Genomic DNA, 22,118 nt, shown 5'->3' with positions numbered 1-22,118 from the left:
TGCTCGGGCGTTTCCTCCCTAGACTTGGGCCGCTTGTCACAACAAGCGGCTCTTCTTTTTTGCACAATGCGCTAGCGGCGCATCGGCATGATCTGATCCATGGCCGGCATGTTCGCGTTCAGATGCGCCATGATCCAGACGGTGCCACCGACCACCAGGAACACCACCAGCAGCCCGAAGGCGAGCGCCAGCACGTTGTTGGTATTATCGGGGCCGGTGGTGATGTGCAGGAAGAACACGAGATGCACGCCCATTTGCGCGATCGCCAGCACGATCAGCGCGACGGGAATCGAAGGCTGCCAGACCAGATCCGTGCCCGCGATGAAGAACGACGTCGCCGTCAGCAGCAACGCGAGAACAAGACCGACCACGTAGCCGAGGATGCGCGTCCCGACACTGTGTTGCTCCTCATCGCCCGGCGCAAGATCATGGCCGGCCGGCATATGCGTCTGATCGCTCATACGCCACTCCCAAGCAAATAGACGACGGAGAAAACTCCGACCCAGACGATGTCGAGCGCGTGCCAGAACAGCGCAAAGCACATCATCCGGCGCAGCACGTCGGCACGAAAACCTTTTGCGAAGACCTGGGCCATCATGGTGAGCAGCCACAATATGCCGGCGGAGACGTGGAGGCCATGGCAGCCGACGAGGGAGAAGAACGAGGTCAGGAAAGCGCTGCGCGATGGGCCATAGCCGCGGGCAACGAGATCAGCGAATTCGCGAAACTCAATGACCAGAAAGATGAGGCCGAGCAAACACGTCACGGCCATCCCGAGATAGAACCACAGCCGGTTGCGCACATCGGCCGCGATGCTCGCCATGCCACACGTGAAGCTTGACAGCAGCAGGCAGACCGTCTCGATCGCGACGTTTCGCGGCTCGAATATCTCCGAACCCTTCGGGCCGCCGGCGGTCTGGTCGGCCAGCACCGCGTAGGCCGCAAAGAAGCAGGAGAACATCACGATGTCGGAGAGCAGGAAGATCCAGAAGCCATAGGCGGTCACGATGCGCTTCGGCGCCGGCCCGGGATGCTCGATAACGAGGCCGATGTGATGGGGATCGGCGTGCGCTCGGCCGGCGGTCGCGGTCATTGACATCAGACTGTCCCCGCCATGCTGACGAGGCTGCGCCGCTCCTCGAGGTTGACGCGGTCTATCGCCGCGACCTCCTCGGCCGGAATGACGTATTCGTCATGGTCGCGCCAGGCGAACACGACGAATGTCGCGAACGCACCGATACCGCCCAAAATCACCATCCACCAGATGTGCCAGATCAGCGCAAAGCCCATGACGGTGGCGAAGAACGCGCAGACGAACCCGGTCGGCGAGTTCCTGGGCATCTCGATGTCATGATACTCGGGCGCATCATGATCGAGCGATTGCTGCTTGGCATGAGCCTTCATGTCCCAATAGGCATCCTCGCCGCGCACATCGGGATTGAAAGCGAAGTTGAAAACGGGTGGCGGCGACGACGTCGCCCATTCCAGCGAGCGGCCGTCCCAGGGATCGCCAGTGCGGTCGCGCAGGGCCTCGCGGTTGCGGATGCTGACCACGAGCTGCACGATCTGGCAGATCACGCCGATCGTCAGCACGGCCATGCCGACCGCTGCAACCAGCATCCATGGCCGCCACGCCGCGACGTCATAGTGCTGCATGCGCCGCGTCATGCCCAGCATGCCGGCGACGTAGAGCGGGATGAAGGTGACGTAGAAGCCGAGGAAAGTGAACCAGAATGCGAGCTTGCCCCAGCGGTCGTTGAGGCGAAAGCCGAACGCCTTCGGGAACCAGTACTCGAAGCCGGCGAAGGCGCCGAACAGCACGCCGCCGATGATGACGTTGTGGAAGTGCGCGACCAGAAACATGCTGTTGTGGAGAATGAAATCGGCCGGCGGCACCGCGACCAGCACGCCCGTCAATCCGCCGATGATGAAGGTGACCATGAAGCCTATCGACCACAGCATCGGCGTCTCGAAGCGGATGCGTCCGCCATACATCGTGAACAGCCAGTTGTAGATCTTCACTCCCGTCGGTATCGCGATGATCATGCTGGCAATGCCGAAGATAGCGTTGACGTCGGGACCCGCTCCCATCGTGAAGAAGTGATGCAGCCAGACCATGAAGGAGATGACGCAGATCGCCATGGTCGCCAGCACCATCGAGCGATAGCCAAACAGCGCCTTGCCGGAGAAGGTCGAGACCACCTCGGAGAAGATGCCGAAGGCCGGCAGAACTAGGATGTAGACCTCGGGATGCCCCCAGGCCCAGATCAGGTTCATGAACATCATGACATTCCCGCCGGCCTCATTGGTAAAGAAGTGGAAGCCGAGATAGCGGTCGAGCAGCAGCATCGCGAGGGTGGCGGTCAAAATCGGGAAAGCCGCGACGATCAGGAGGTTCGAGGCCAGTGTGGTCCAGCAGAACATCGGCATGCGCAGATAGTTCATGCCTTTGGTGCGCAGCTTCAGCACCGTCGTCACGAGATTGATGCCGGCCACCAACGTGCCGACGCCGGAGATCTGCAGCGACCATGCGTAATAATCGACGCCGACGCCCGGCGAGTAGGACAGTTCCGACAGCGGCGGAAAGGCGAGCCAGCCGGTGCGGGCGAACTCGCCGATCACGAGCGAGAGATTGACCAGCAGCGCACCGGTCGCGGTCAGCCAGAAGCCGACCGAATTGAGCGTCGGGAAAGCGACATCTCGTACGCCAAGCTGGAGCGGCACGATGAGATTCATCAGTCCGATCACGAACGGCATCGCCACGAAAAAGATCATGATGGTGCCGTGCGCGGAGAATATCTGGTTGTAGTGCTCCGGCGGCAGATAGCCTTGCGACTGGTAGGCGACCGCCTGCTGAATCCGCATCATGATGGCGTCGCTGCCGCCGCGCAGCAGCATCACCGAGGCCAGCAGGATGTACATCACGCCGATCCGCTTGTGGTCGACGCTGGTGATCCACTCGTGCCAGAGATAGGGCAGATGCCCCTTCACCACGACCCAGGCCAGCACGCCGAGAATCCCGACCAACACCACGGCGCCTGCGATCAGCGGTATCGGCTGATCGAACGGAATGGCCGACCAATCGAGCTTACCGAGCATCATGGCCTCCACTGTGCGACCGGCCTGCTTCGGATGCGAGCTCCGGACCGGGTCCTGGCGGAATGTGCTGGGTCGCGATCAGGTCGAACAGTCGGGGATCGTCGAGCCTGTAGCTTGGCCTGCCTTTTTCGATGCCCTGCTGCATCAACTTCTTGTAGCTGTCCTCATTGAGGACGGCATCGCTCTTCGCCGTGGTCGCGACCCAGTCCGGAAAGGCGAGCGGCGAGACCACGTTGACGTCGAACATCATGTCCGGAAATCCGTCGCCGGAAAAATGCGCCGACAGTCCCTGCAGCTTGCCTTCGTTGTCGGCGCGTAGGTTCAGCTTCGTCACCATGCCGTTCATGGTGTAGATCATGCTGCCGAGCTGCGGGATGAAGAAGGTGTTCATCACGCTCGAGGACGTCAGCTGGAAATTCAGCTCGGCGCCTGCCGGCACCGTCAGCGTATTGACGGTGGCGATGCGCTGGTCCGGATAGATGAAGAGCCATTTCCAATCGAGCGAGACGGCCTGGATGCGAACCGGGCTGCCGGTGCCGGGCACGGGTGCCGCGGGATCGAGCTGGTGCGAGCCGATCCAGGCGACGCCGCCGAGCAGGATCACGGTGAGCGCGGGGATCGCCCACACCACCATCTCGACGCGCCCGGAATAGACGAAGTCGGGCTGAAACTTTGCTTTGGGATTCGAGGCGCGAAACCAGAACGCAAAGGCCAAAATCGCGAAAATGGTCGGCACCACGATCGCGAGCATGATGAAGACGGAATCGACCAGGATGGTGCTGTTGGCCGCAGCCACAGGCCCTTGTGGATCGAGCAGATTCATCGGCAAGCCACTGGCGTTTGGGAAGCCCCGGGACAGAGCCTAGCGCGGGAAAGGCTCCGCAACAAACGCGATTGCGTGAGGTCGGTTCCTAACGGCGCGGGTCGATCGTTCGCCCTTCTCGCGCGGCGGCATGCAATTCCATGCGATGTCAATGACATGAAAGCGGGAGCCGGCCCTTCTCGCCGCTCCGCGCGATTGCTAGACTGCACGAAAATATTTGGGATGAAACGACATGCAGGGGCCCGAGGACGATCCCGGTCTCGCCGGCAAGGTGGCGCTGGTCAGCGGCGGGGGCGCTGCGGGCGACGGCATAGGCAACGGCCGCGCCGCCGCAATTCTACTGGCTCGCGCCGGCGCCAAAGTGCTGGTGGCCGATCGCGATCTCAAGCTCGCCGAACGCACCGTGGAGATGATCGCAGCCGAAGGCGGCACGGCCGCGGCGCATGGCGGTGACGTCACCAGGGAGAGCGATTGCAAGACACTGGTCGAAGCCGCGCTCGACCGCTGGGGCCGGCTCGATTTCCTCGACAACAATGTCGGCATCGGGAGCCGCGGCAGCGTGGTCGACGAAGCGCCCGAGCAATATCGCCGCGTCATGCAGGTCAATGTCGAGAGCATGTTCCTGCTCTCCAAGCACGCGATCCCTGCGATGATCCGGACCGCGCAGGGCGGTGCGATCGTCAACATCTCCTCGATCTCGGCGCTGCGGCCACGCGGGCTCACGAGCTATACGACCTCGAAGGCCGCCATCATCGGTCTCACCCGCGCGATGGCGGTCGATCACGGCCGCGAGAACATCCGCGTCAACTGCATCTGTCCCGGGCCGATGTACACGCCGATGGTCTATGCCCGCGGCATGAGTGAGCAGGCTCGCGTCCAGCGGGAAAAGGCATCCTTGCTGAAAACGGAAGGCACCGGCTGGGACGTCGGCCATGCCGTCAAATTCCTGCTCAGCAATTTTGCGCGCTACATCACCGGCCAGGTGCTGGTGGTCGACGGCGGCGTGACGCTACAAGCCCCCGAACGTGAATCACAAGAACACTGAAAGGAACATCAGGGATGGCTCGCCTGCCCTATCTCGAGGCCGACCAGGTCGCGCCCGAATATCGCGACATGCTCAAGCGCAACACCAATCTGCACAAGCTGCTGATCAATTCGCCGGATATGGCGCGCGCCTTCAACGGCATCGGCGGCTACATCCGCTTCAAGAGCAAGCTCGATCCGCGCCTGCGGGAGCTTGCGATCCTCCAGGTCGGCTGGATGGAGAAGTCGGAATACGAGTTCACTCATCACGTGAAGATCGGCAGGGAGTTCGGCGTCACCGATGATGACATCGCCGGCCTGATGGCTGAGACCGAGAGCAAGCCCTCGACGCTCGAGCCACAGGCCAAGGCGATCCTGAAAGGTGCCCGCGAGATGGTACGCGAACTCGCGATCTCGGACGGGACCTTTGCAGAGATCAAGCAGCACCTCTCGGACGAACATATGGTCGACCTCGTGCTGACCATCGCCTTCTATTGCGGCGTGGTGCGCGTGCTCGCCACCATGAAGATCGACAACGAGCCATATTACAAAGAGGTACTCCAGCAGTACCCGATTCCGGGAGTGAACTAACATGCGCTTGAAGGACAAGGTTGCGGTCGTTGTGGGCGCCGGGCAGAGCCCGGGCGAAGGCATGGGCAACGGCCGCGCCACGGCGCTGACCTTCGCGCGCGAGGGCGCCAAGGTGTTGTGCGTCGATCATCATCTGGAATCAGCGCAGGAAACCGCCGCCATGATCGCCGCGCAGCATGGCACGGCAGCGGCGTTCAGGGCCGACGTCACAAAGTCTGCCGACATCAAGGCAATGGTCGCGGAGGCACAGGCGCGCTGGGGCCGGATCGACGTGCTGCACAACAATGTGGGCGTCAGCCTGTCCGGCGGCGACGCCGAGCTGCTGCAAATCACCGAGGAGGCGTTCGACCGCGTCGTCGCGATCAATCTGAAGAGCTGCATTCTGGCGGCGAAAGAGGTGATCCCGATCATGCGCGCGCAAGGAAGCGGCGTGATCATCAACATCTCCTCGATGGCGGCGATCACCACCTACCCTTACGTCGCCTACAAGGCGACGAAATCGGCGATGATCGCCTTCACCGAACAGCTCGCCTACCAGAATGCGGAATACGGCATCCGCGCCAACGTCATCCTGCCGGGCCTGATGAACACGCCGATGGCCGTCGACACCCGGGCCCGCGAATGGCACAAGACCCGCGCCGAAGTCGAAGCCGAGCGCGACAGCAAGGTGCCGCTGCGCAAGAAGATGGGCACGGGGTGGGACGTCGCGAATGCCGCGCTGTTCCTGGCCTCGGACGAGGCGAATTTCATCACCGGTGTGACGTTGCCGGTGGATGGCGGAGCGAGTGTGAGACGGGGGTAGACATCCTAAGCACGCTGCTCTTCCTTCTCCCCTTGCGGGAGAAGGTGGCGCGAGGCGCCGGATGAGGGGTTTCTCTCCGCACACGCAGAGGAGTTCGCCGATAGAACCTCACTCGTCCCGCCGCTGCGCGGCGAGCCACCCTCTCCCGCAAGGGGCGAGGGTACACCTTCATCGCGGCACGCTTGTCACCCGCCAGATCGTCCCGTTGCCGTCCTCCGACACCAGCAGCGATCCGTCCTTCGCCACGGCAACTCCGACCGGCCGCCCCCACACCTCGGTATCGCTCACCACAAACCCCGTGACGAAATCTTCGTACTCGCCGGTCGGCTTGCCGTCCTTCATCCGGATGCGGATCACCTTGTAGCCGGTGCGCTTCGACCGGTTCCAGGAGCCGTGCTCGGCCGCGAAAGCATCGCCCTGGTATTCGGACGGAAACTGCGCGCCCTGATAGAAGGTCATGCCGAGCGAGGCCGAGTGCGGCTGCACCAGCACATCGGGTACCGTCACCTTGTCCTTGAGGTCCGGCCGCGCTCCGGCGTGACGCGGGTCTTCGTTGCCGCCGATATAGAACCACGGCCAGCCGTAGAACGCGCCCTCCTTCACGCTCGTCACATAGTCAGGCACGAGATCGTCGCCAAGCCCGTCGCGCTCGTTGGTCGAGCACCAGGGCAGCCCGGTCTGCGGCTGGATCGCAAGACCGACACAGTTGCGGATGCCGGTGGCGTAGATCTTCCGCTCCTTGCCCTCGGGGGTAAAGGCGAGCACGGTCGCGCGCTCGGTTTCGCTCGCCCAGGCTGCGCCGAGCGGTTGCGCCTTCGACCAGGCTTCCAGGCCACCTGGCGGCGTGCCCATGCCCTCGGCGACGTTGCTGAGCGAGCCGACCGACACCAGCATGCGCTTGTTGTCGGGCGTAAAGACGATGTCGCGGGTGGAATGACCGCCGTCATGGGGCAGGCTTGCCACGATCGTCTCCGCCTTGCCGCGCGCCTTGAGATCGCCGGCCTGATAGGGAAAGCGGACGACGCTGTCGGTGTTGGCGACGTAGACCCATTGCGGATTGTCGCCGTTCGGGAAGAAGGCGATGCCGAACGGCTGCCTCATTCCGGCAGCGAAGACCTCGTTGGTCGCGGCCTTGCCGCCATCGCCGGCGCGCAACACGCGGATGTTGCCCGCGCGCGTCTCGGCGACGAAGACATCGCCGTTCGGCGCCACGCGCACGATGCGCGGGGCGCGCAGGCCCTCGGCGAACAGCTCGATCTTGAAGCCGGCCGGTACCTGAAGCGCCCCCTCCGACGGGCGCGGCACCACGCGCGACGAACTCGCAACCGACCGCGTGGCGCCGGGCCTGACCAGATCCTGCGGCCGGATCAACCTGACCGTGCCGGGCTTGTCGGCCTGCCAATCGCCGTAGGCGTCCTTGCCTTGCAGCACCGCCTCAGCCTGTGCGCAGGTCGCGACCGCGGCCAGCCATCCCGCGGACATCGCCGCGAATGAAATCCTGTTCTTCAAATCGTTTCCTCCCGGCCTTCACGTATTGCGCATCAACGCCGATCGACGCGCAAACGTTCTGCGACAGGTCAAATGCCTGCCGAATCCCACGTCAGCTCATGCCCGCACGATGTGCATCAGCCGCAGCCCATCGTACTGGAAAATGCGGCTGATCGGTGCGACACATTGTAAGGGCGGCACCGCCGGTAGCGGTCATGAAGCTGCGGCATTGGAGTCGCATCCGTTGGGGTGATCATGTGGGGATCCATCATATCGGAATGGGCGAGCCTGCTGCTCCGCTGGCTGCACGTGGTCGCCGCGATTGCCTGGATCGGCAGTTCCTTCTATTTCATCGCCCTCGACCTCAGCCTCAGGCCTGACAGCAAGCTGCCGGAGGGCGTCCAGGGCGAGGCCTGGCAGGTCCATGGCGGCGGCTTCTACCGGATCATGAAATATCTGGTCGCGCCCGCGCAGATGCCGGACGAGCTGACCTGGTTCAAATGGGAGGCCTACACCACTTGGCTGTCCGGCTTCGCGCTGATGGTGGTGGTGTATTATCTCGAGGCCGATTTGTTCCTGGTCGACAAGTCGATCCTCGATCTCACGCCATTCCAGGCCGGCCTGTTCAGCCTCTGCAGCCTCGCGCTGGCGTGGCTGCTCTATGAAGGCGCCTGCCGTACCGGGCTGGCGCAGCGCGAGCTGCCCTTCGCGATCGGCGGCTATCTGTTCCTGGTCGCGTTGACCTATGCTTTCACCCACGTGCTGAGCGGGCGCGGTGCCTTCAACCAGATCGGGGCGATCATCGGCACCATCATGGTTGCCAACGTCTTCGCGCTGATCATCCCGAACCAGAAGAAGATCGTAGCCGCCCTTCTCGCAGGGCAGGCGCCCGATCCGAAGCTCGGCAAGACCAGCAAGGAGCGCTCGGTCCACAACAACTATCTGACGCTGCCTGTCGTCGTGTTGATGATCAGCAACCACTATCCCCTGCTCTATGCCACCCGCTTCAACTGGATCATCGTCGCAATCATCCTGGCGCTCGGCCCCGTGATCCGCCATTTCTTCAACGAGCGGCACGCCGGGCGCAAATCGCCGTGGTGGGTGTGGGGCGTCGCAGCGGTCGGCGTGATCGCGATCCTGTTCCTCTCGGCGGCCGGCCCGCGCGAGGTCAAGACAAGCGCGCTGTCGGCGCAGCCGACGCTTGCCAATGTCGAGGAGATCGTGATGTCCCGCTGCAGCATGTGCCACGCCGCCGAACCGGTCTGGGCCGGCATCGTCACCGCGCCGAAGGGCATATTGCTGGACGCGCCCGAGCACATCCATCGCAACATCCGCCTGATCGGCCGCGTCGCCGCCTGGTCCAATGCAATGCCGCCGGGCAACATCACCGAAATGACCAGCGAGGAGCGCGCCATCCTCGCCGCCTATATCGAGCAGGCGCGCTGACGCCATCAAGTGTCAGATATCGCGCTTCACGGAATGAAATTTCCGCATGTCCCACCGATTTGAAAATGACTTGACCGCCTATCCGGCGTAGACAGGATTTGCGGCCGCCGACGGCGGTCCAGTCAGTTTGCACTCGGGGAAAGAACAGTGGCCCTCAAGAACGTCATCGGTATCGACCACGCCGTGGTCATGGTGCAGGACCTCGACAAAGCCGCCGAAAACTACCGGCAGCTCGGCTTCACCATCTCGCCGCGCGGCACCCACAGCGCACATATGGGCACCGGCAACTACACGATCATGTTCGACCCGGATTATATGGAGCTGCTCGGCGTGCTCGCGGCGACCGAGCACAACGCGCCGGCGCGTGCCTTCCTCGACCAGCGCGGCGAAGGCATCGAGCGCATCGCCTTCACAGCGGTCGATTCCACCGCCGGCGCGGAGGAAATCCGCGCGCGTGGCCTGGAGCCGATCGGCCCGACCGATTTCGAACGGCCCGTGACGCTGCCTGATGGCACGATCTCGGCGGCGAAATTCCGCACCTTCATGTGGCCGACCGCAGAAGCGCCCGGCGGCGTGCGCATTTTTGCCTGCCAGCACAAGACGCCAGAGACGGTGTGGATTCCCGAGCTGATGAAGCACGCCAATGCGGCCAAGCGGATCAAGCAGACATTGATCGCGACGCCCGAGCCCGCGAAGGAAGCCGCGGATCTGGGACAGCTGATCGACCGCGAGCCGAAGGCTGAAGCCGACGGCGCAGTGACCGTGCCCTCCGGTGGCGATCGTGCCGAATTCGTTTACTTGACGCTGGAGCAGCTCGGCAAACGTTATCCCGGCGTGCCGCTCGCGGGTCTTTCCGAACGCGGTGGCGCTGCCCTGGTGCTTGTCAGCGGCGATCTCGCTGCCACCGACAAGGCGCTTGGTTCGGCAGCCGTGCGCAGCGGACCTGCGATCTGCGTGCCGCCGGCCAAGGCGAACGGCACCCTGCTCGCCTTTGTTGCCGGCTGATTTGAACTAATTCTTCAACGAGCGTCTACAGGGCGGCCCCAGGCTTCGGGGCTACCCGCGCCTTCAGGGCCAAGCGCATGTTCAAAGAGATATCGCCGGTCGCCTATGACGCGCCGGCCGAACTGAAGAAGTGACCGTCGCTGAAGGGCCAGAGGCAAAAGGATCGAGGTCCGCCCTATCCCGTCTACAACGGCACGCTCGCCGACTGCGTCCGCGAGCTCATGGGCAAGCCATCAAGGGCATCTCGCTCTACGATATCATGACGAGGGCAAGCAGCGTTCGACCAGACCGTGCTGTCGCCCGGTGATGCCGCCGAAATCGCGATGCGCAAGGACTTTCCCAAAGACTAGTTCGAGGCGCGCCTACCGCCGGACTTCCGCCGCTGCTCGGACGAGGAGTCCGTCGGCGCATCCAGAAAGACCACCGGTGTGCCGCGCTTGACGTGCTCGCCCAGCGCGCGCACGTCCCAATTGGTCAACCTGACGCAGCCATGCGACGCGGACTTGCTGACCCTGTCGGGCTCCGCCGTTCCGTGGATGCCGTACCCCTGTGCGGACAAGCCGATCCAGTATGCTCCCACCGGATTGTTCGGGCCCGGCTGAACATCGAACGGCTGTTTCGATTTGACGCTTCTGAACTTGTAGTCAGGGTTGTAGTGATAAACCGGATTCTCGTGGGTGCTGGTGACCTTGAGCGTACCGCTCGGCGTCGGACGATCCGGACTTCCGATTGACGCGGGATAGAACGCGATCAGGGTGGCGCCCTGGTCGAATGCTTTCAGCGTCCCGTTCCTTTTGTCGACGTCGAGCCGCGCGATGTTCGGAAGCTCTCGCCGCGCCGGAACGTTTGCAACGACGATGGTCGCTCCCACCTTGTCGAAGGCCGGGTTGAGCGCCTTGAGCAGATCGGCGCTCATGTGGAATTTCTCGGCAAGCCCTTCGAGCGGGCTGGTGTAGCTCAGCGCCTTCAGCGGCTTCATGTCATCAAGCTTGCCGGGCAGCTCCTTCAGAAACGGGCCCTTCACATCCGCGTCCGTGATCTTGTATTCGACGAGGACGGCGCCTTCGCTCGCGGCGTTCAACTTGTCCCAAAGCTCGGGCGCGATCGTTTTATCCGATGCAACGCCGTTCTGCTCGGCGAATGCTTTCAGTGCCTTCTGCGCGTTCTCTCCGAGCTTGCCGTCGATCTCCCCGGGCGAGAACCGCGCACGGTCGAGCAGAATCTGAAGCTTCACGATCGCGGCGTTGAGCTTGTCGCTAGCAGGTTGCTTTGCGGGACGCGCAGCATCGTTTACCGCTGCCGCATCGAGATTGCCCGCAAGCGCCGAAGAGATCGCCGCCAGCGAAATCACCGCGCCAAGCATCCACCGCATCATCTCGCTCGTCCCCATTCGCCAACGCCCCCGCAAATTCGCGGAGCAAAGAGTTTCCGGCGGGAACACCGTAGTAACACCGTGGGAACCGACGAGACCGCAGCTTTGCCGCAATCGCTCGGTTAATAACTCCTTATCGCCGGCGCATCGCTGGCCGTTCACCCACAGTTCGAGGTTGCTCCAGCAATGCGATTTGTCGTCGCGGCGTGCGCCGCGTTCATGATTCTGATGTGCGACTTCGATCCGTCGGCGTCCCGCCAACCATCAGCTTTCGATCACGCCGTTCTTCAAAACACTCAGGCCTCGTCACTTGTTCCGGTGGTCGAGCTGTTCCTTGCAAGCGTGCAGGCCCTCGAGCTCGCCAATGCGCGTGCGGCCTATGAGGAGACCCCCGAGCCGCCGGATACGGTCGAACCCGTCGCGCAGGCGCCGGTTTCGCCGACGGAACGCTTCTGCCACGCGCTTCGCGGAGCTGCCGAAGCCAGCGGCATTCCCGTGCCGTTCTTCGCGCGTTTGATCTGGCAGGAGAGCCGCTTCAAGTCCAACGAGGTCAGCCAGGCCGGCGCGCAGGGCGTCGCGCAGTTCATGCCGGAAACGGCAGCGGAGGTCGGGCTAGATGATCCGTTCGATGCGATGAAGGCGCTGCCGGCATCCGCCAAGTTCCTGCGCAAGCTGCGCGACGATTTCGGCAATCTCGGCCTTGCCGCAGCCGCCTACAACGCAGGTCCCGGCCGAATCCAGAAATGGCTCGCCAAAGAGAGCGAGCTGCCGCGTGAGACACGCGACTATGTCCGCATCATCACCGGCACCAGGGCCGAGGACTGGACCGAACGCGCGGAAGCCCTCGCGATCCGGATCGACCTGCCGCGCGAAGCACCCTGCGATGGCATCGGCAGCCTGTCCAAGACGAAGGACGTCGCCTGGGTTCCGGTGAACCTGACGCCCTCGGTCGCCACCATCATTCGCAAGGCCGAGCAACTGGCGGCGCGATTGACCGCCAGCCACGCACGCAAGCGGCTCGCGTCTCTGATCCGGAAGAACACCCACGGCAAGGCACGCAGCATGATCGCCGCGCGTGCGGCGGGAAAGAGCGCGAAGGCCCGCGCCATCCGTTTTGCAGCGCGCGAACGATCTTCGGGCTGATGCGCAAATCCGGAAGCCGCTCTATGGAGCGGCTTCCAGTGGCCGCGAACTAGTCGATCTCCTCGATGATGCGGCGTTCGCGGGGCTCGACGACATAGGTCCGCGTATCGCGGTGGATGTAGCGGTACTCGCGGAGGTCGGGCGCGTCCCGATAGACGGTGCTCGGGAATTCCTCGACCTCGACACTCTCGGGAACGCGGTCACCAACATGGATTTCGGACCGCGCGGTGCTGCCGGTGGTCTGTCGTTCGCTCCGTCCCTCGGTGCGGGTCTTCGCATGCTTGCGGATCACTTCGCGATCGCGATCCGAAAACTTGCTGGCGCTGCGCTCACGCGTGGTCGTCGTTGTCGCGGTGGATTGTCCCGAGTACGGCAGCACGGTTACGATCTTGTATGTCGCCGGATCGACCACGACGATTTCATCCTTCACCAGCGCAAAGCTGTAGCCGCGATATTGCGGCACGATCTCGACCACATCGGGTGGCAGCGTCGATAGCTGGACATCGCGCGGCACCACCGTGCCGACGTTGAGCGAGAAATTGACGCTGGTCAGCGGCCGCACGTTGAGATGCGAGATGGACGCGCTGATCTTGGTCTCCTGCTGCTTGTTGAGGTTGACGTCAGTGCGGGCGGCGGCCTGTGAATTGGCACCGGTCCGCTGGTCTTGCGCCTGATTGCTGCTCGGCGTGTTTGGCGATTGCTGGGCCTGGTTGGTACCAGATGAACCAGGCGCCTGCTGCGCCTGATTGGTATTGTTCGACGGAGGGTTGGAGCGATCCTGCGTCTGGTTCGAGTTCGCCGCCGGCGGATTGGCGCTCTGCTGCGAGGCGGGCTGGTTGCCGGCCGCGTTGGAGTTTGCCGTACCACTGGGCGGCCGCGAGGACGTGCCCGCGCTGTTGGTGGCGTTGGTCCCGGAGCCGGAATTGGCCGATCCGGAAGACGGAGTGGTCGCCTGGGTATTCTGTGTCGACGCTCCGGGCGTTGATGATTGCTGCGGCTGCGATGGCGACTGCTGTGTTTGTGCCGCGCCAGACGGCGACGTGTTGGACGGAGCTGCGGAATTGGACTGGGATTGCGGCGTTTGCTCAGACTTGGTGTTGCTGCTTGGCGATTGCGCAAAGGCGGCGTTCGCCAGCACCAGCCCTAAGGCGGTCGTTGCCAACAGGCGGATCATGGTTCACTCCCTTGTTCGGTCAAAGCGTTGGCTATTAACCTGCGCTAAAAGCGTCTGTTCCACTTTTTCCCGGCCGAATGCGCCGCCTGAACGGAACCTGCGATGCCATCGAAAAGCGCCGGGATCATTGCCTATCGCAAACGCGGGGAGCTCGAGGTTCTGCTCGTTCATCCCGGAGGACCGTTCTGGCGCAACAAGGACCTCGGGGCATGGTCGATTCCGAAGGGCGAGTACGCAGACGAAGACGCAGAAACCGCCGCGCGACGGGAGTTTGCCGAGGAGCTTGGGCTTGAGCTGTCCACGCCGCTGACTTCGCTTGGCCAGGTCAGGCAGCGCGGCGGCAAGATCGTCACCGCGTTCGCGGCCGAGTTCGACGTCGATTTGCGCAGCATTCGCAGCAACACATTCGAGATGGAATGGCCGCCACGCAGCGGCAAACGTCAGACCTTCCCGGAGGTCGATCGTGCCGAATGGTTCACGCTCGCAGCAGCGCACGAGAAGATCAACGCAGGACAGCGCCCGCTGCTCGAGCGGCTGGCTCAGGTGGCCGGCAGCACGCCAAGCAGACGCCCTACTCCGCCTTGATGTTCGCCGCCGCCACCACTTCGGCGAGTTCCTTGATCTCCTTCGCGATCTTGGCGGCGTAGTCGGCCGAACTCAGCACGCTGACGACGCCCTGCGTCTCCAGCCGCTCCCGTAACAGCGGATCGTTGGCTGCGGCGACGATCTCCCGGTGCAGCATCTCGAGCGTCGGCGCGGGGGTTGCCTTCGGCATGAAGAAGCCGACCCAGAACGAGATGTCGAAGCCGGGATAGCCGGCTTCCGCGACGGTCGGCACATCAGGCAACGCCGGCAGCCGCTCGGCGGAGGACACCGCGAGCGCGCGCAGCTTGCCGGCCTTCACCAGCGGCACGGCGGACAAGGGATCGAACACTGCCAGGACCTCCTGCGCGAGGATACCGACCTCGGACGCAGCACCACCGCGATAGGGCACGTGGATCATCTTGACGCCGGCCCTCTCGCTGAGCAGCTCCATGGCGAGATGGGCAAGGTTGCCGTTGCCGCCCGAGCCGTAGGCAAGCGCGCCGGGCGCAGCCTTTGCCGCGGCGACGAGATCGGCGACGGTGTTGATGTTGGCCGTCCTGGGATTCTCCGGATTGACCACCAGCACGAGCGGCGCCGACACGACGGTGGTGAGCGGCGCGAAGTCCTTTTCCGGGTCGTAGCGGATATCCTTGAACAGCGTCTTGTTGAGCGTGATGGTGGAGGAGTTGCAGGCCAGCATCGTGTAGCCGTCGCCTTCCGCACGCGCGACGCCACCGGCCGCGATCATGCCGTTGGCGCCGGCGCGGTTCTCGACCACGAAAGCTTGTCCGAGCTTGTTGCTCAGCCGATCGGCAACGATGCGCGCGACGAGGTCGACCGGGCCGCCCGCGCTGAAGCCGACCATGATCTTGACCGGCCGCACCGGATATTTTTGCGCGAAGGCCTCCGTCGTCACGCACAATCCGGCGACGATCGCCAGCAGGCGAAGCGTTCGTTGCATTCGTTCTCTCCCCAGACGAATCGCGCCACTTCTGCGGGCCGCGGCGCATTCGCGGATCATGATGAGCGGCCGCGCCGGATTTCGCAATCGCGTTTGCAAGCCGGCATTCCGTCGCGCGGCAGGTCGGAGCCGGTTCGAAACAAAAAAACGCAAAAACAACCCCATGCACAGTAGCCGACGCTTGCGAGATCAAGGACTTGCACGAACGAGGATTTGCACGAACAAGGATTGCGCGCTTCGCAATCTTCGTTTGACACGTCGGGCAAAACACCGGCAGAATACCATCATCGCAACAATCGTCAGCGTCCACGCCGCCCGACCACGGGGCGTCGCGCGGCGATTGCGCGTAAGCCCTTCATCAACATCTCGAAAATCAAATAAGCGCGCAGCGAGCGATCGATGTCGCGCGCAGTGAGCCCGCGCGGGCAAAGGACACAGCACATGACGACATCTGCCAAACGCCACAGCACGCTGCCGGTTGCGGCAAACGATCGCAGCGGCCCCGACGCGAGCCCGCGGATCAAGCTCTACAAGCGGGGGATTGCGATCCGCCATGCCGACCCCCAAGCCGGCGAACGGCTGCTGGCGGAGGCGCTCGGCGCCGCCGATCGCGACGCGCTGCATGGTCTCCTCAAGCAATTGGTGAAGGCCAGCGTGACCGGACGGAAGCCCGATGAAGCCAATCTCGCCTTCATGATCTCGCTGGTGAAGAGCATCGCGCCGAAGGACTCGATCGAGGCCATGCTCGCAGTGCAGATGGTGTCCGTTCACGCCGCAACGATGCGTTCTGCCTGCCGCCTCGCCCTCACCGACGACATTCCGCAGCAGGAGAGCCTCACACGCGCGCTGACCCGGCTGGCCCGCACCTTCGCAAGCCAGATCGAGGCACTCAGCCGCCACCGCAACAACGGCGAGCGCGCGATCACGGTCCGGAACTTGTCGGTGCAGGACGGCGGCAGGGCGATCGTGGGCAACGTGACCCAGCACGCCAGCATGATCGTCGCGGAGCCGCACGCTGCGGCAGCCGCAGGACTGGTCCCGCCGCGTGAGGCCGGCGAATACGAACGGGCCGAATCCAGACAGGGCAGCAATGCATGAGCGGCGATCACATCCGCAACACCGGCGCGATGTGGACGAGCCCGCGCTGCGGCGCCGGGACGCGCAGCGGCCTCGCCTGCCGCGCGCCTGCAGTGCACGGCAAGTCTCGCTGCCGCATGCACGGCGGCGCACGGAGATCAGGCGCGCCGAAGGGAAATCAGAATGCGCGGACGCATGGCGAATTCACGGGTGATGCGGCCGCTGAACGAGCGCGGGATCGGGCCGTGCTGAATGATGCGTTGAAGCTCCTTGCGGAGCTGTCGCGAGTTGCCGAATAGGCCATAAAGGCGATGCACCGTAGATCGCAATCGTCGTTGACGAACGCGGTTGTGGAGATCCGCAACAGATGCCGTGCAGACTCATGCACCGTGGGTCATTTCCTTAAGTCTGTGAGGGCTTTGGTCGGCTACGCCGTCATGAGCGGACAAGTTCGGCGCCAGCCCAGAGGTCGGCTAAGGGCAGGCTAGGCCAAAGAAGCAGCTGCACTGACCTTTAGTTGAAGCGTTGTCGTATTTGAACCTTCGCTCGAATTTCCGGACTCACCTCAGTGGGGATGGGAATGAACTGTCCCATCACAGCATCGAGGATCGTCAGCGGCAGTTGCAACGGATTTAGTTTCCGGGTTGCCAGCCTAAGCCGCACCAAGCCAGCGGATCGGCCGGCGAATATCGCGGAGGCAAACAGATGTTTCCAGCGAAACTTGCGGCATCGTTGCTGGGTTCAGCGTTGCTACTGACGCCGGTCCTTGCACGCGACGATGGCCGATACGACCACTCTCCGCTGAAGTCTTGGTTTGAAAGCTTGCAGAGCGAATTTGGAAAGTGCTGTACTGATGCCGACGGATACATAGTGTCCGATGCCGATTGGGAGTCCAGTCGGGGCCGTTACCGCGTCCTCATCGATGGCGAATGGGTGCTCGTACCTGACGGTGCGGTTGTCACAGAACCAAACCGCTTCGGCCGTACAATGGTCTGGAGGCATTACATAGACGGCCATCCGCGCGTCCGATGCTTCATGCCCGGATTTATGACTTGACCTCACTTTCAAGGTGCTCCGCTTCGGGTCATTCGCACCGATTTGCCCGCGTATTCTCGATGTCCGCTATGGCCCTAGCTGCCGGCGTGCCGGATACTTCGCCTTCAGGCCCACAAGCAGACCAACGACGATAGCGGCGGCGGGGTTAAAGCTCGAAACAGCCCCTAAGGCCGTCAAAAAGCCAGGAGCCGCATGAAAGGCCGTGCACGCTCATCCGAGTTTCCGACGACGCTTTTTTTGCTAGGCCACTAAGCCGCACGACGTCGGGAACTTGCCGTTGGTCGCTTTGATCCAAATCAACGGATTCCTGCCTCCGAGACCTAGCGTCAGACCCAGACCAGATCGTCGGAGAAAGAAGATGCTGAAGCACTTGCTGGCCATTCTTCTTTTGCTGGCTTTCCCCTCGGCAGTCCATTCCCCAGCCGCGGCAGATCACCGAACTGCGGGACAAGTAATCCAAGAGGAAATTTGGGCGCTGCCGTTTCCACTGCCGGTGCTTGCCTTCCTGGTACGGCCGGTCGGAGATGGTCCGTTTCCGCTAGTGGTTATGAACCATGGAATTTCGCTGGAAGCCAACCAGCGGACGATGTTTCCGGCGATCGAGTATCGGGACGCGGCACGTTGGTTTGCACGTCGCGGTTATGTGGTCATCTCGCCCATCAGGTACGGGGCCAGCAGTCTCGATGATAAAGATCAGGGTCTCTACGGAGCCGTCTTTGCCCACGTCGGTAGCTGCGACAACCCAAACTTCCGTGGTTCCGGGCTCGCCATCGCCACTCTGAACGAGTGGGTCATCGACTACATGAGCAAGAAGAAGATGATACAGCCGGGTAAGGTCATCGTCGTTGGCCAGTCGGGCGGCGGATGGGGCTCGATTGCTCTTGGGAGCCTAAACCCGTCATCAGTTCAGGCCATCATTACCTTTGCAGCGGGACGCGGAGGCCGAGTTGACGGCAAACCCAACAACAATTGTGCTCCCGACAAGCTCGTTGCCGCCACCAGCGAATTCGGCCGTACCGCACGCGCACCGATGCTTTGGATCTACGCGGAAAACGACAGCTACTTCGGTCCGGAATTGACGATGCGGATGCATCAGGCCTTTGTCGAAGCGGGCGGAAATGCCGATTATCGTATGCTCCCGTCCTTTGGGACCGACGGGCACTTCATGATCGATTTCGCCGACGCGGTGCCGATCTGGTCGCCCTTGGTATCGCAATTTCTGGAGAAGCATTCAGCGACCGCTCCGCCGCTTGGGCAGCCAGTCAACGGCCCTTCTGCCCAGCGGGAGCCTCCGTCGAAGCCGCCACGATTGCGGCTGCCTGAGAACATCCATTTCTCAACCTGGAAAAAGCTTTGTTTCGCCTCATCCGATCGAACCAACATATGCCGATCGACGTCAACCGCCACGGACGATCTCGATCAGGTCGTGGCCCGTGTCGATCTGATCGAACGAGCTGACGGTCCCGCTCGCCTGCAGCTGTTCGTTCCGCAAGGGGCAAATCTGCAGCAGGGAGTCAAGGTGACGGTAGATCAAGGCAGTCCTGTCCAGGTTCCTTTCACCTGGTGTCTCACCAACATCTGCATCGCAGCACGTGGAATTGAACCAACGGTGGCGGCTCAAATGGAAGCCGGCCAACAGCTCAAACTCGAACTCACAGACCTTTACTCCTCTTCGGTGACGATAAAGTTGCCGCTGAGCCAGTTCGGGGCTGTTCACCAAGACCCGCCTGCCGAAACTTTCGATTTCAGCCTGACTGAAGAATGAATGGAGTTGGACCGCCTGACGGGGCTGACCGAATGGAAGCTCGACTGTGAGTACGTCGGATATGCCTCTACGGAGCACGAGACAACGGATCCTCGCTCTTAACGGACTGAAAAAATTCTCCGGATCGACGATCAAGCAGTCAATCCGGCAGCGAATTGTAGCAATCGCTGTCGACTGATCATCCTCATGCTCGTGACGTCGGTCCTATCGATCGCGATGGTCAGGCGAGTCGGCTACCTGCTTGATGAGCTCTCTGCACGTTACGCACCTATCAACGCCCCGTCTGACACGGATCAATACTCTATCGCTCGAACGAGGCCTCGGGCTCCGCCGCATGGTGATCGCGAAGATGCAGGAGCCGCCCGATGTGCTCGGATATAGAGCCCGCTTGGAGCTCTACAACGAGAAGGGAGCCGAGGTCGAAAGCGAAGCGCAAGCCGCGCGGACACTGATCAATTCGATCATTGAAGACACAAGTACACCATCGGACAACGCAGCCCTGGCGCGCATGGACAACCGGATTGAAAATCTGGACGATACTCGCCGCCAGCTGAAGCAGGAGACCAGAGAGCTACTTTCACACCTTGAGGCGAGAGACTTTCCAGCGGCGAGACGCAGCCTTGCGCGAGCAGACGCTGTTCGCGACGACTGGATGAGAAGGTCAGTGCTATTCGATTGAGTATGCTGACCGTCAGCGAGGGGGCTATCGCAAAAGTGAGGTCGAAACAGACCCAGGTGGCGCTGACCTCGGCCATCGTGACGCTGCTTGCCGCGATCGTCGATTGATCTTCGCCAATCTGGTCAGCGGCGGCATCATTCGCTCTGTCCGACTATTGCTTGAAGGTGCCCGCGCGGTGGAAGCGGGTCAGCTCGATCAATCAATCGATGTAAGGGCGACTGACGAAATCGGACAACTGGCTGCCGCCTTCAATCGAATGATTGTGCAATTGCGCAACAACCAACGCATCAAGGAAACATTCGGAAAATACATCGATCTGCGCGTCGTTGAAGGCTGATCGATCACCCAAATTTGGCGGCCGCCGAAGGCCAGCGCCGGGTGATGACTGTGTTGTTCTGCGACTTGAAGGGCTTCACCAGCCTTAGCGAAGGCGTGACCGCGCAAGGTCTCGTCAAGGTCATGAACCACTGCCTTTCGGTCATGTCCGAACCAATCCGGAACAACCGAGGGATCATCGACAAGTATATCGGCGACGGCATCATGGCTTATTGGGACCCACCTTTCGTCGATGAGGCCGATCATGCCCGCCTTGCATGCCTCGCCTCCCTGGAAATGATCGAACGTATCGGAGAATTGCGCGAGGAGATTCCTGAGCTACTTGGCGTTCGCGCAACTCCAATGGAGCAATGCGATCTAAGGATCGGGATCGCGACCGGCGAGGCGCCGGTGGACAGGACCCGACATGACGGCGGGCCCGTGAGGGGCTCCTCGTCCTCGCGGCAGTCAACATGGGTCGGGTAAAAGCTCCCACTATTGTGGTGACATTTCCAGATTTTCGAGCGGAGCCGTGAGGCGGCAAGTGAGTCCGGTCGATTCATAGGACACCGCAACCGACCCTCTGAAGTCGTATTCCAGCGCCCCCGAAATGAGTTGCGAACCGAAGCCTTTATCGGCGGGCTCCGACACAGATGGACCGCCGAATTCTTGCCAGACGAAGACGAATTTTTGATCACCCGCCTGACCTTCGGTTGACCACACGATGGACACCCGGCCGCTTGTCACGCTCAGAGCGCCATACTTTACTGCATTGGTGGCGAGCTCGTGAACCGCTAAGGAAAGGGCGAGAGCCTGTTGCGATCCGAGAACAAGCGGAGGACCGGACGTCGTAATCCGGCCTTCGCCTGTTCTGTAAGGGCTCAGGGCGGTGTTGACGACATCTCGAAGTGGGGCAGCAGCCCAATTCGCCGCAGTCAGCAAGGCGTGTGCTCGTCCGAACGCGGCAAGTCGTGCCTTATACTTTTCAAGATCGGCGCGGCTCGATACGTCACGAAATGTTTGGCTGGCAACAGCACCAAGCACAGCAAAGGTGTTCTTGAACCGGTGCTTTAGCTCTTCGTTGATAAGCTTCAGGGCTTCCCTTGCCATGTGCTCGGAGGTGACGTCTTTACAGACAACGAGTACGCCGCCGACTTTATCTTCAAGGTCAATTGGACCGAAGCTGTACGTCCACCAGACATCCTCGCGCCGACCGTGGCGGGTTACAGGCACCAATTGATCCTCATGCCACGTCGCCCCCTTACCTGCCATGACGTATTCAATCTGGGGACCAATGATGTCCCATATTTCATCCCAGCATTCACGGCCGCCCGCGCCCAAGGCGCTCGGATGCCGCTCGGGACCCATCGTTTCGCGATACGCATCGTTATAGAACTGGATGAGGTCCGGTCCCCACCAAATGAACATCGGGTGGCGTGAGGTAAGAACGAGCCGCACCGTGACCCGAAGACTTTGCGGCCACGCTTCCGGCGAGCCGAGCGATGTTTTTGACCAGTCAAACGCTCTTGTGAGAGCGCCCATCTCGCCGCCCCCCGACAAGAAAAGGCTACCTGTGTCCCCGCCCATGCGCGCAACTCCTGACACGTTGCCCAAGCCTAAAGCCAAAATTCTCGGCAATGCAATGTCGATGGTTGGTCAAAGCGGTCCACGCCGGGCGCTGCGATAGATCAGTTTCGGGCCAGATGGGGGTGCC

Annotated in this window: 23 protein-coding genes; 14 read left to right on the top strand and 9 right to left on the bottom strand. The window is 62.2% G+C overall.

The features are described 5' to 3' along the window. Positions 1 to 71 precede the first annotated feature (71 nt). From cyoD to AC0L3B_RS00295, 4 genes are read right to left on the bottom strand one after another with little or no spacing between them, the layout of a single operon-like run. Positions 72 to 461 (bottom strand): cytochrome o ubiquinol oxidase subunit IV, encoded by a 390-nt coding sequence (cyoD, locus tag AC0L3B_RS00310; RefSeq protein WP_018457172.1) that lies wholly within the window; start codon positions 459 to 461, stop codon positions 72 to 74. After that, positions 458 to 1,099 (bottom strand): cytochrome (ubi)quinol oxidase subunit III, encoded by a 642-nt coding sequence (locus AC0L3B_RS00305; RefSeq protein WP_018457173.1) that lies wholly within the window; start codon positions 1,097 to 1,099, stop codon positions 458 to 460. The genes cyoD and AC0L3B_RS00305 overlap by 4 nt, the downstream gene beginning before the upstream one ends. Next, complete coding sequence (gene cyoB / locus AC0L3B_RS00300; protein ID WP_085362444.1) at positions 1,099 to 3,099, bottom strand: cytochrome o ubiquinol oxidase subunit I; 2,001 nt, start codon at positions 3,097 to 3,099, stop codon at positions 1,099 to 1,101. Before cyoB ends, AC0L3B_RS00305 begins: the two co-directional genes overlap by 1 nt. Continuing rightward, positions 3,089 to 3,922, bottom strand: a complete 834-nt coding sequence (locus AC0L3B_RS00295; RefSeq protein WP_247296325.1) for a cytochrome ubiquinol oxidase subunit II family protein — start codon at positions 3,920 to 3,922, stop codon at positions 3,089 to 3,091. Before AC0L3B_RS00295 ends, cyoB begins: the two co-directional genes overlap by 11 nt. Positions 3,923 to 4,154: 232 nt before the next feature. On the opposite strand from AC0L3B_RS00295, the gene AC0L3B_RS00290 reads away from it, so the two are divergent. The 3 genes from AC0L3B_RS00290 to AC0L3B_RS00280 are packed head-to-tail and all read left to right on the top strand — an operon-like array spanning position 4,155 to position 6,338. Next, positions 4,155 to 4,967 (top strand): SDR family NAD(P)-dependent oxidoreductase, encoded by an 813-nt coding sequence (locus AC0L3B_RS00290; RefSeq protein ID WP_085352071.1) that lies wholly within the window; start codon positions 4,155 to 4,157, stop codon positions 4,965 to 4,967. Positions 4,968 to 4,981: 14 nt separating this feature from the next. After that, complete coding sequence (locus tag AC0L3B_RS00285) at positions 4,982 to 5,536, top strand: carboxymuconolactone decarboxylase family protein (protein WP_085352070.1); 555 nt, start codon at positions 4,982 to 4,984, stop codon at positions 5,534 to 5,536. 1 nt (position 5,537) lies between these two features. Beyond that, positions 5,538 to 6,338: an SDR family NAD(P)-dependent oxidoreductase gene (locus AC0L3B_RS00280; RefSeq protein WP_085352069.1), complete on the top strand. Its 801-nt coding sequence runs from the start codon at positions 5,538 to 5,540 to the stop codon at positions 6,336 to 6,338. 168 nt (positions 6,339 to 6,506) lie between these two features. On the opposite strand, the gene AC0L3B_RS00275 is transcribed toward AC0L3B_RS00280, so the two are convergent. Continuing rightward, positions 6,507 to 7,847, bottom strand: coding sequence for a PQQ-dependent sugar dehydrogenase (locus tag AC0L3B_RS00275; protein ID WP_247296324.1), 1,341 nt, complete (start codon positions 7,845 to 7,847; stop codon positions 6,507 to 6,509). 234 nt (positions 7,848 to 8,081) lie between these two features. Here AC0L3B_RS00275 and AC0L3B_RS00270 point away from each other — a divergent pair, with 234 nt between their 5' ends. Both AC0L3B_RS00270 and AC0L3B_RS00265 read left to right on the top strand, forming a co-directional pair. Then, positions 8,082 to 9,272, top strand: a complete 1,191-nt coding sequence (locus AC0L3B_RS00270) for a urate hydroxylase PuuD (RefSeq protein WP_085362224.1) — start codon at positions 8,082 to 8,084, stop codon at positions 9,270 to 9,272. Positions 9,273 to 9,419: 147 nt separating this feature from the next. After that, complete coding sequence (locus AC0L3B_RS00265) at positions 9,420 to 10,277, top strand: VOC family protein (RefSeq protein ID WP_085362223.1); 858 nt, start codon at positions 9,420 to 9,422, stop codon at positions 10,275 to 10,277. Between the two features lie 346 nt (positions 10,278 to 10,623). Here the strand turns inward: AC0L3B_RS00265 and AC0L3B_RS00260 are convergent, their stop codons facing one another. Then, a complete protein-coding gene (locus tag AC0L3B_RS00260) occupies positions 10,624 to 11,652 on the bottom strand; it encodes a L,D-transpeptidase family protein (RefSeq protein ID WP_247404629.1) in 1,029 nt (342 codons plus the stop codon). 183 nt (positions 11,653 to 11,835) lie between these two features. On the opposite strand from AC0L3B_RS00260, the gene AC0L3B_RS00255 reads away from it, so the two are divergent. Beyond that, the gene (locus AC0L3B_RS00255) at positions 11,836 to 12,792 is read left to right on the top strand and encodes a lytic transglycosylase domain-containing protein (protein ID WP_473379885.1); all 957 of its coding nucleotides are present in this window, start codon (positions 11,836 to 11,838) and stop codon (positions 12,790 to 12,792) included. A 49-nt stretch (positions 12,793 to 12,841) separates the two neighbouring features. On the opposite strand, the gene AC0L3B_RS00250 is transcribed toward AC0L3B_RS00255, so the two are convergent. Beyond that, positions 12,842 to 13,966: a DUF1236 domain-containing protein gene (locus AC0L3B_RS00250; protein ID WP_473379884.1), complete on the bottom strand. Its 1,125-nt coding sequence runs from the start codon at positions 13,964 to 13,966 to the stop codon at positions 12,842 to 12,844. Positions 13,967 to 14,068: 102 nt separating this feature from the next. Between AC0L3B_RS00250 and AC0L3B_RS00245 the strand changes: the two genes are divergently transcribed. Beyond that, positions 14,069 to 14,551 carry an NUDIX hydrolase gene (locus AC0L3B_RS00245; protein ID WP_085352065.1) on the top strand — a complete coding sequence of 161 codons (483 nt, stop codon included), beginning with the start codon at positions 14,069 to 14,071 and terminating at the stop codon, positions 14,549 to 14,551. Here the strand turns inward: AC0L3B_RS00245 and AC0L3B_RS00240 are convergent. Beyond that, positions 14,538 to 15,512: a Bug family tripartite tricarboxylate transporter substrate binding protein gene (locus AC0L3B_RS00240; protein ID WP_473379883.1), complete on the bottom strand. Its 975-nt coding sequence runs from the start codon at positions 15,510 to 15,512 to the stop codon at positions 14,538 to 14,540. The genes AC0L3B_RS00245 and AC0L3B_RS00240 overlap by 14 nt on opposite strands. 441 nt (positions 15,513 to 15,953) lie before the next feature. Here AC0L3B_RS00240 and AC0L3B_RS00235 point away from each other — a divergent pair, with 441 nt between their 5' ends. From AC0L3B_RS00235 to AC0L3B_RS00205, 7 genes are all read left to right on the top strand, one after another. After that, entirely contained in the window at positions 15,954 to 16,610 is a 657-nt protein-coding gene (locus tag AC0L3B_RS00235) for a hypothetical protein (protein ID WP_247394644.1), read from the top strand. Next, entirely contained in the window at positions 16,607 to 16,888 is a 282-nt protein-coding gene (locus AC0L3B_RS00230; protein ID WP_085362219.1) for an HGGxSTG domain-containing protein, read from the top strand. Before AC0L3B_RS00235 ends, AC0L3B_RS00230 begins: the two co-directional genes overlap by 4 nt. Before the next feature lie 406 nt (positions 16,889 to 17,294). Further along, positions 17,295 to 17,645, top strand: a complete 351-nt coding sequence (locus AC0L3B_RS00225; RefSeq protein WP_039799972.1) for a hypothetical protein — start codon at positions 17,295 to 17,297, stop codon at positions 17,643 to 17,645. 358 nt (positions 17,646 to 18,003) lie between these two features. After that, positions 18,004 to 19,410 (top strand): invasion associated locus B family protein, encoded by a 1,407-nt coding sequence (locus AC0L3B_RS00220; protein ID WP_473379882.1) that lies wholly within the window; start codon positions 18,004 to 18,006, stop codon positions 19,408 to 19,410. A 334-nt stretch (positions 19,411 to 19,744) separates the two neighbouring features. Next, positions 19,745 to 20,089 carry a hypothetical protein gene (locus AC0L3B_RS00215; protein ID WP_456652540.1) on the top strand — a complete coding sequence of 115 codons (345 nt, stop codon included), beginning with the start codon at positions 19,745 to 19,747 and terminating at the stop codon, positions 20,087 to 20,089. Between the two features lie 103 nt (positions 20,090 to 20,192). After that, positions 20,193 to 20,426: a HAMP domain-containing protein gene (locus AC0L3B_RS00210; protein WP_456652541.1), complete on the top strand. Its 234-nt coding sequence runs from the start codon at positions 20,193 to 20,195 to the stop codon at positions 20,424 to 20,426. Between the two features lie 14 nt (positions 20,427 to 20,440). Then, positions 20,441 to 20,890 (top strand): adenylate/guanylate cyclase domain-containing protein, encoded by a 450-nt coding sequence (locus AC0L3B_RS00205; protein ID WP_473379881.1) that lies wholly within the window; start codon positions 20,441 to 20,443, stop codon positions 20,888 to 20,890. Positions 20,891 to 20,899: 9 nt separating this feature from the next. On the opposite strand, the gene AC0L3B_RS00200 is transcribed toward AC0L3B_RS00205, so the two are convergent. Continuing rightward, on the bottom strand, positions 20,900 to 21,946 hold the full coding sequence (locus AC0L3B_RS00200) for a sensor histidine kinase (protein ID WP_473379880.1): 1,047 nt from the start codon (positions 21,944 to 21,946) through the stop codon (positions 20,900 to 20,902). Positions 21,947 to 22,118 lie beyond the last annotated feature (172 nt).

It is taken from the genome of Bradyrhizobium sp. Kon56 (assembly GCF_055807635.1).
The sequence above is the reverse complement of the archived record's forward strand: the minus strand, read 5'-3'. Positions and strand labels throughout refer to the sequence as shown.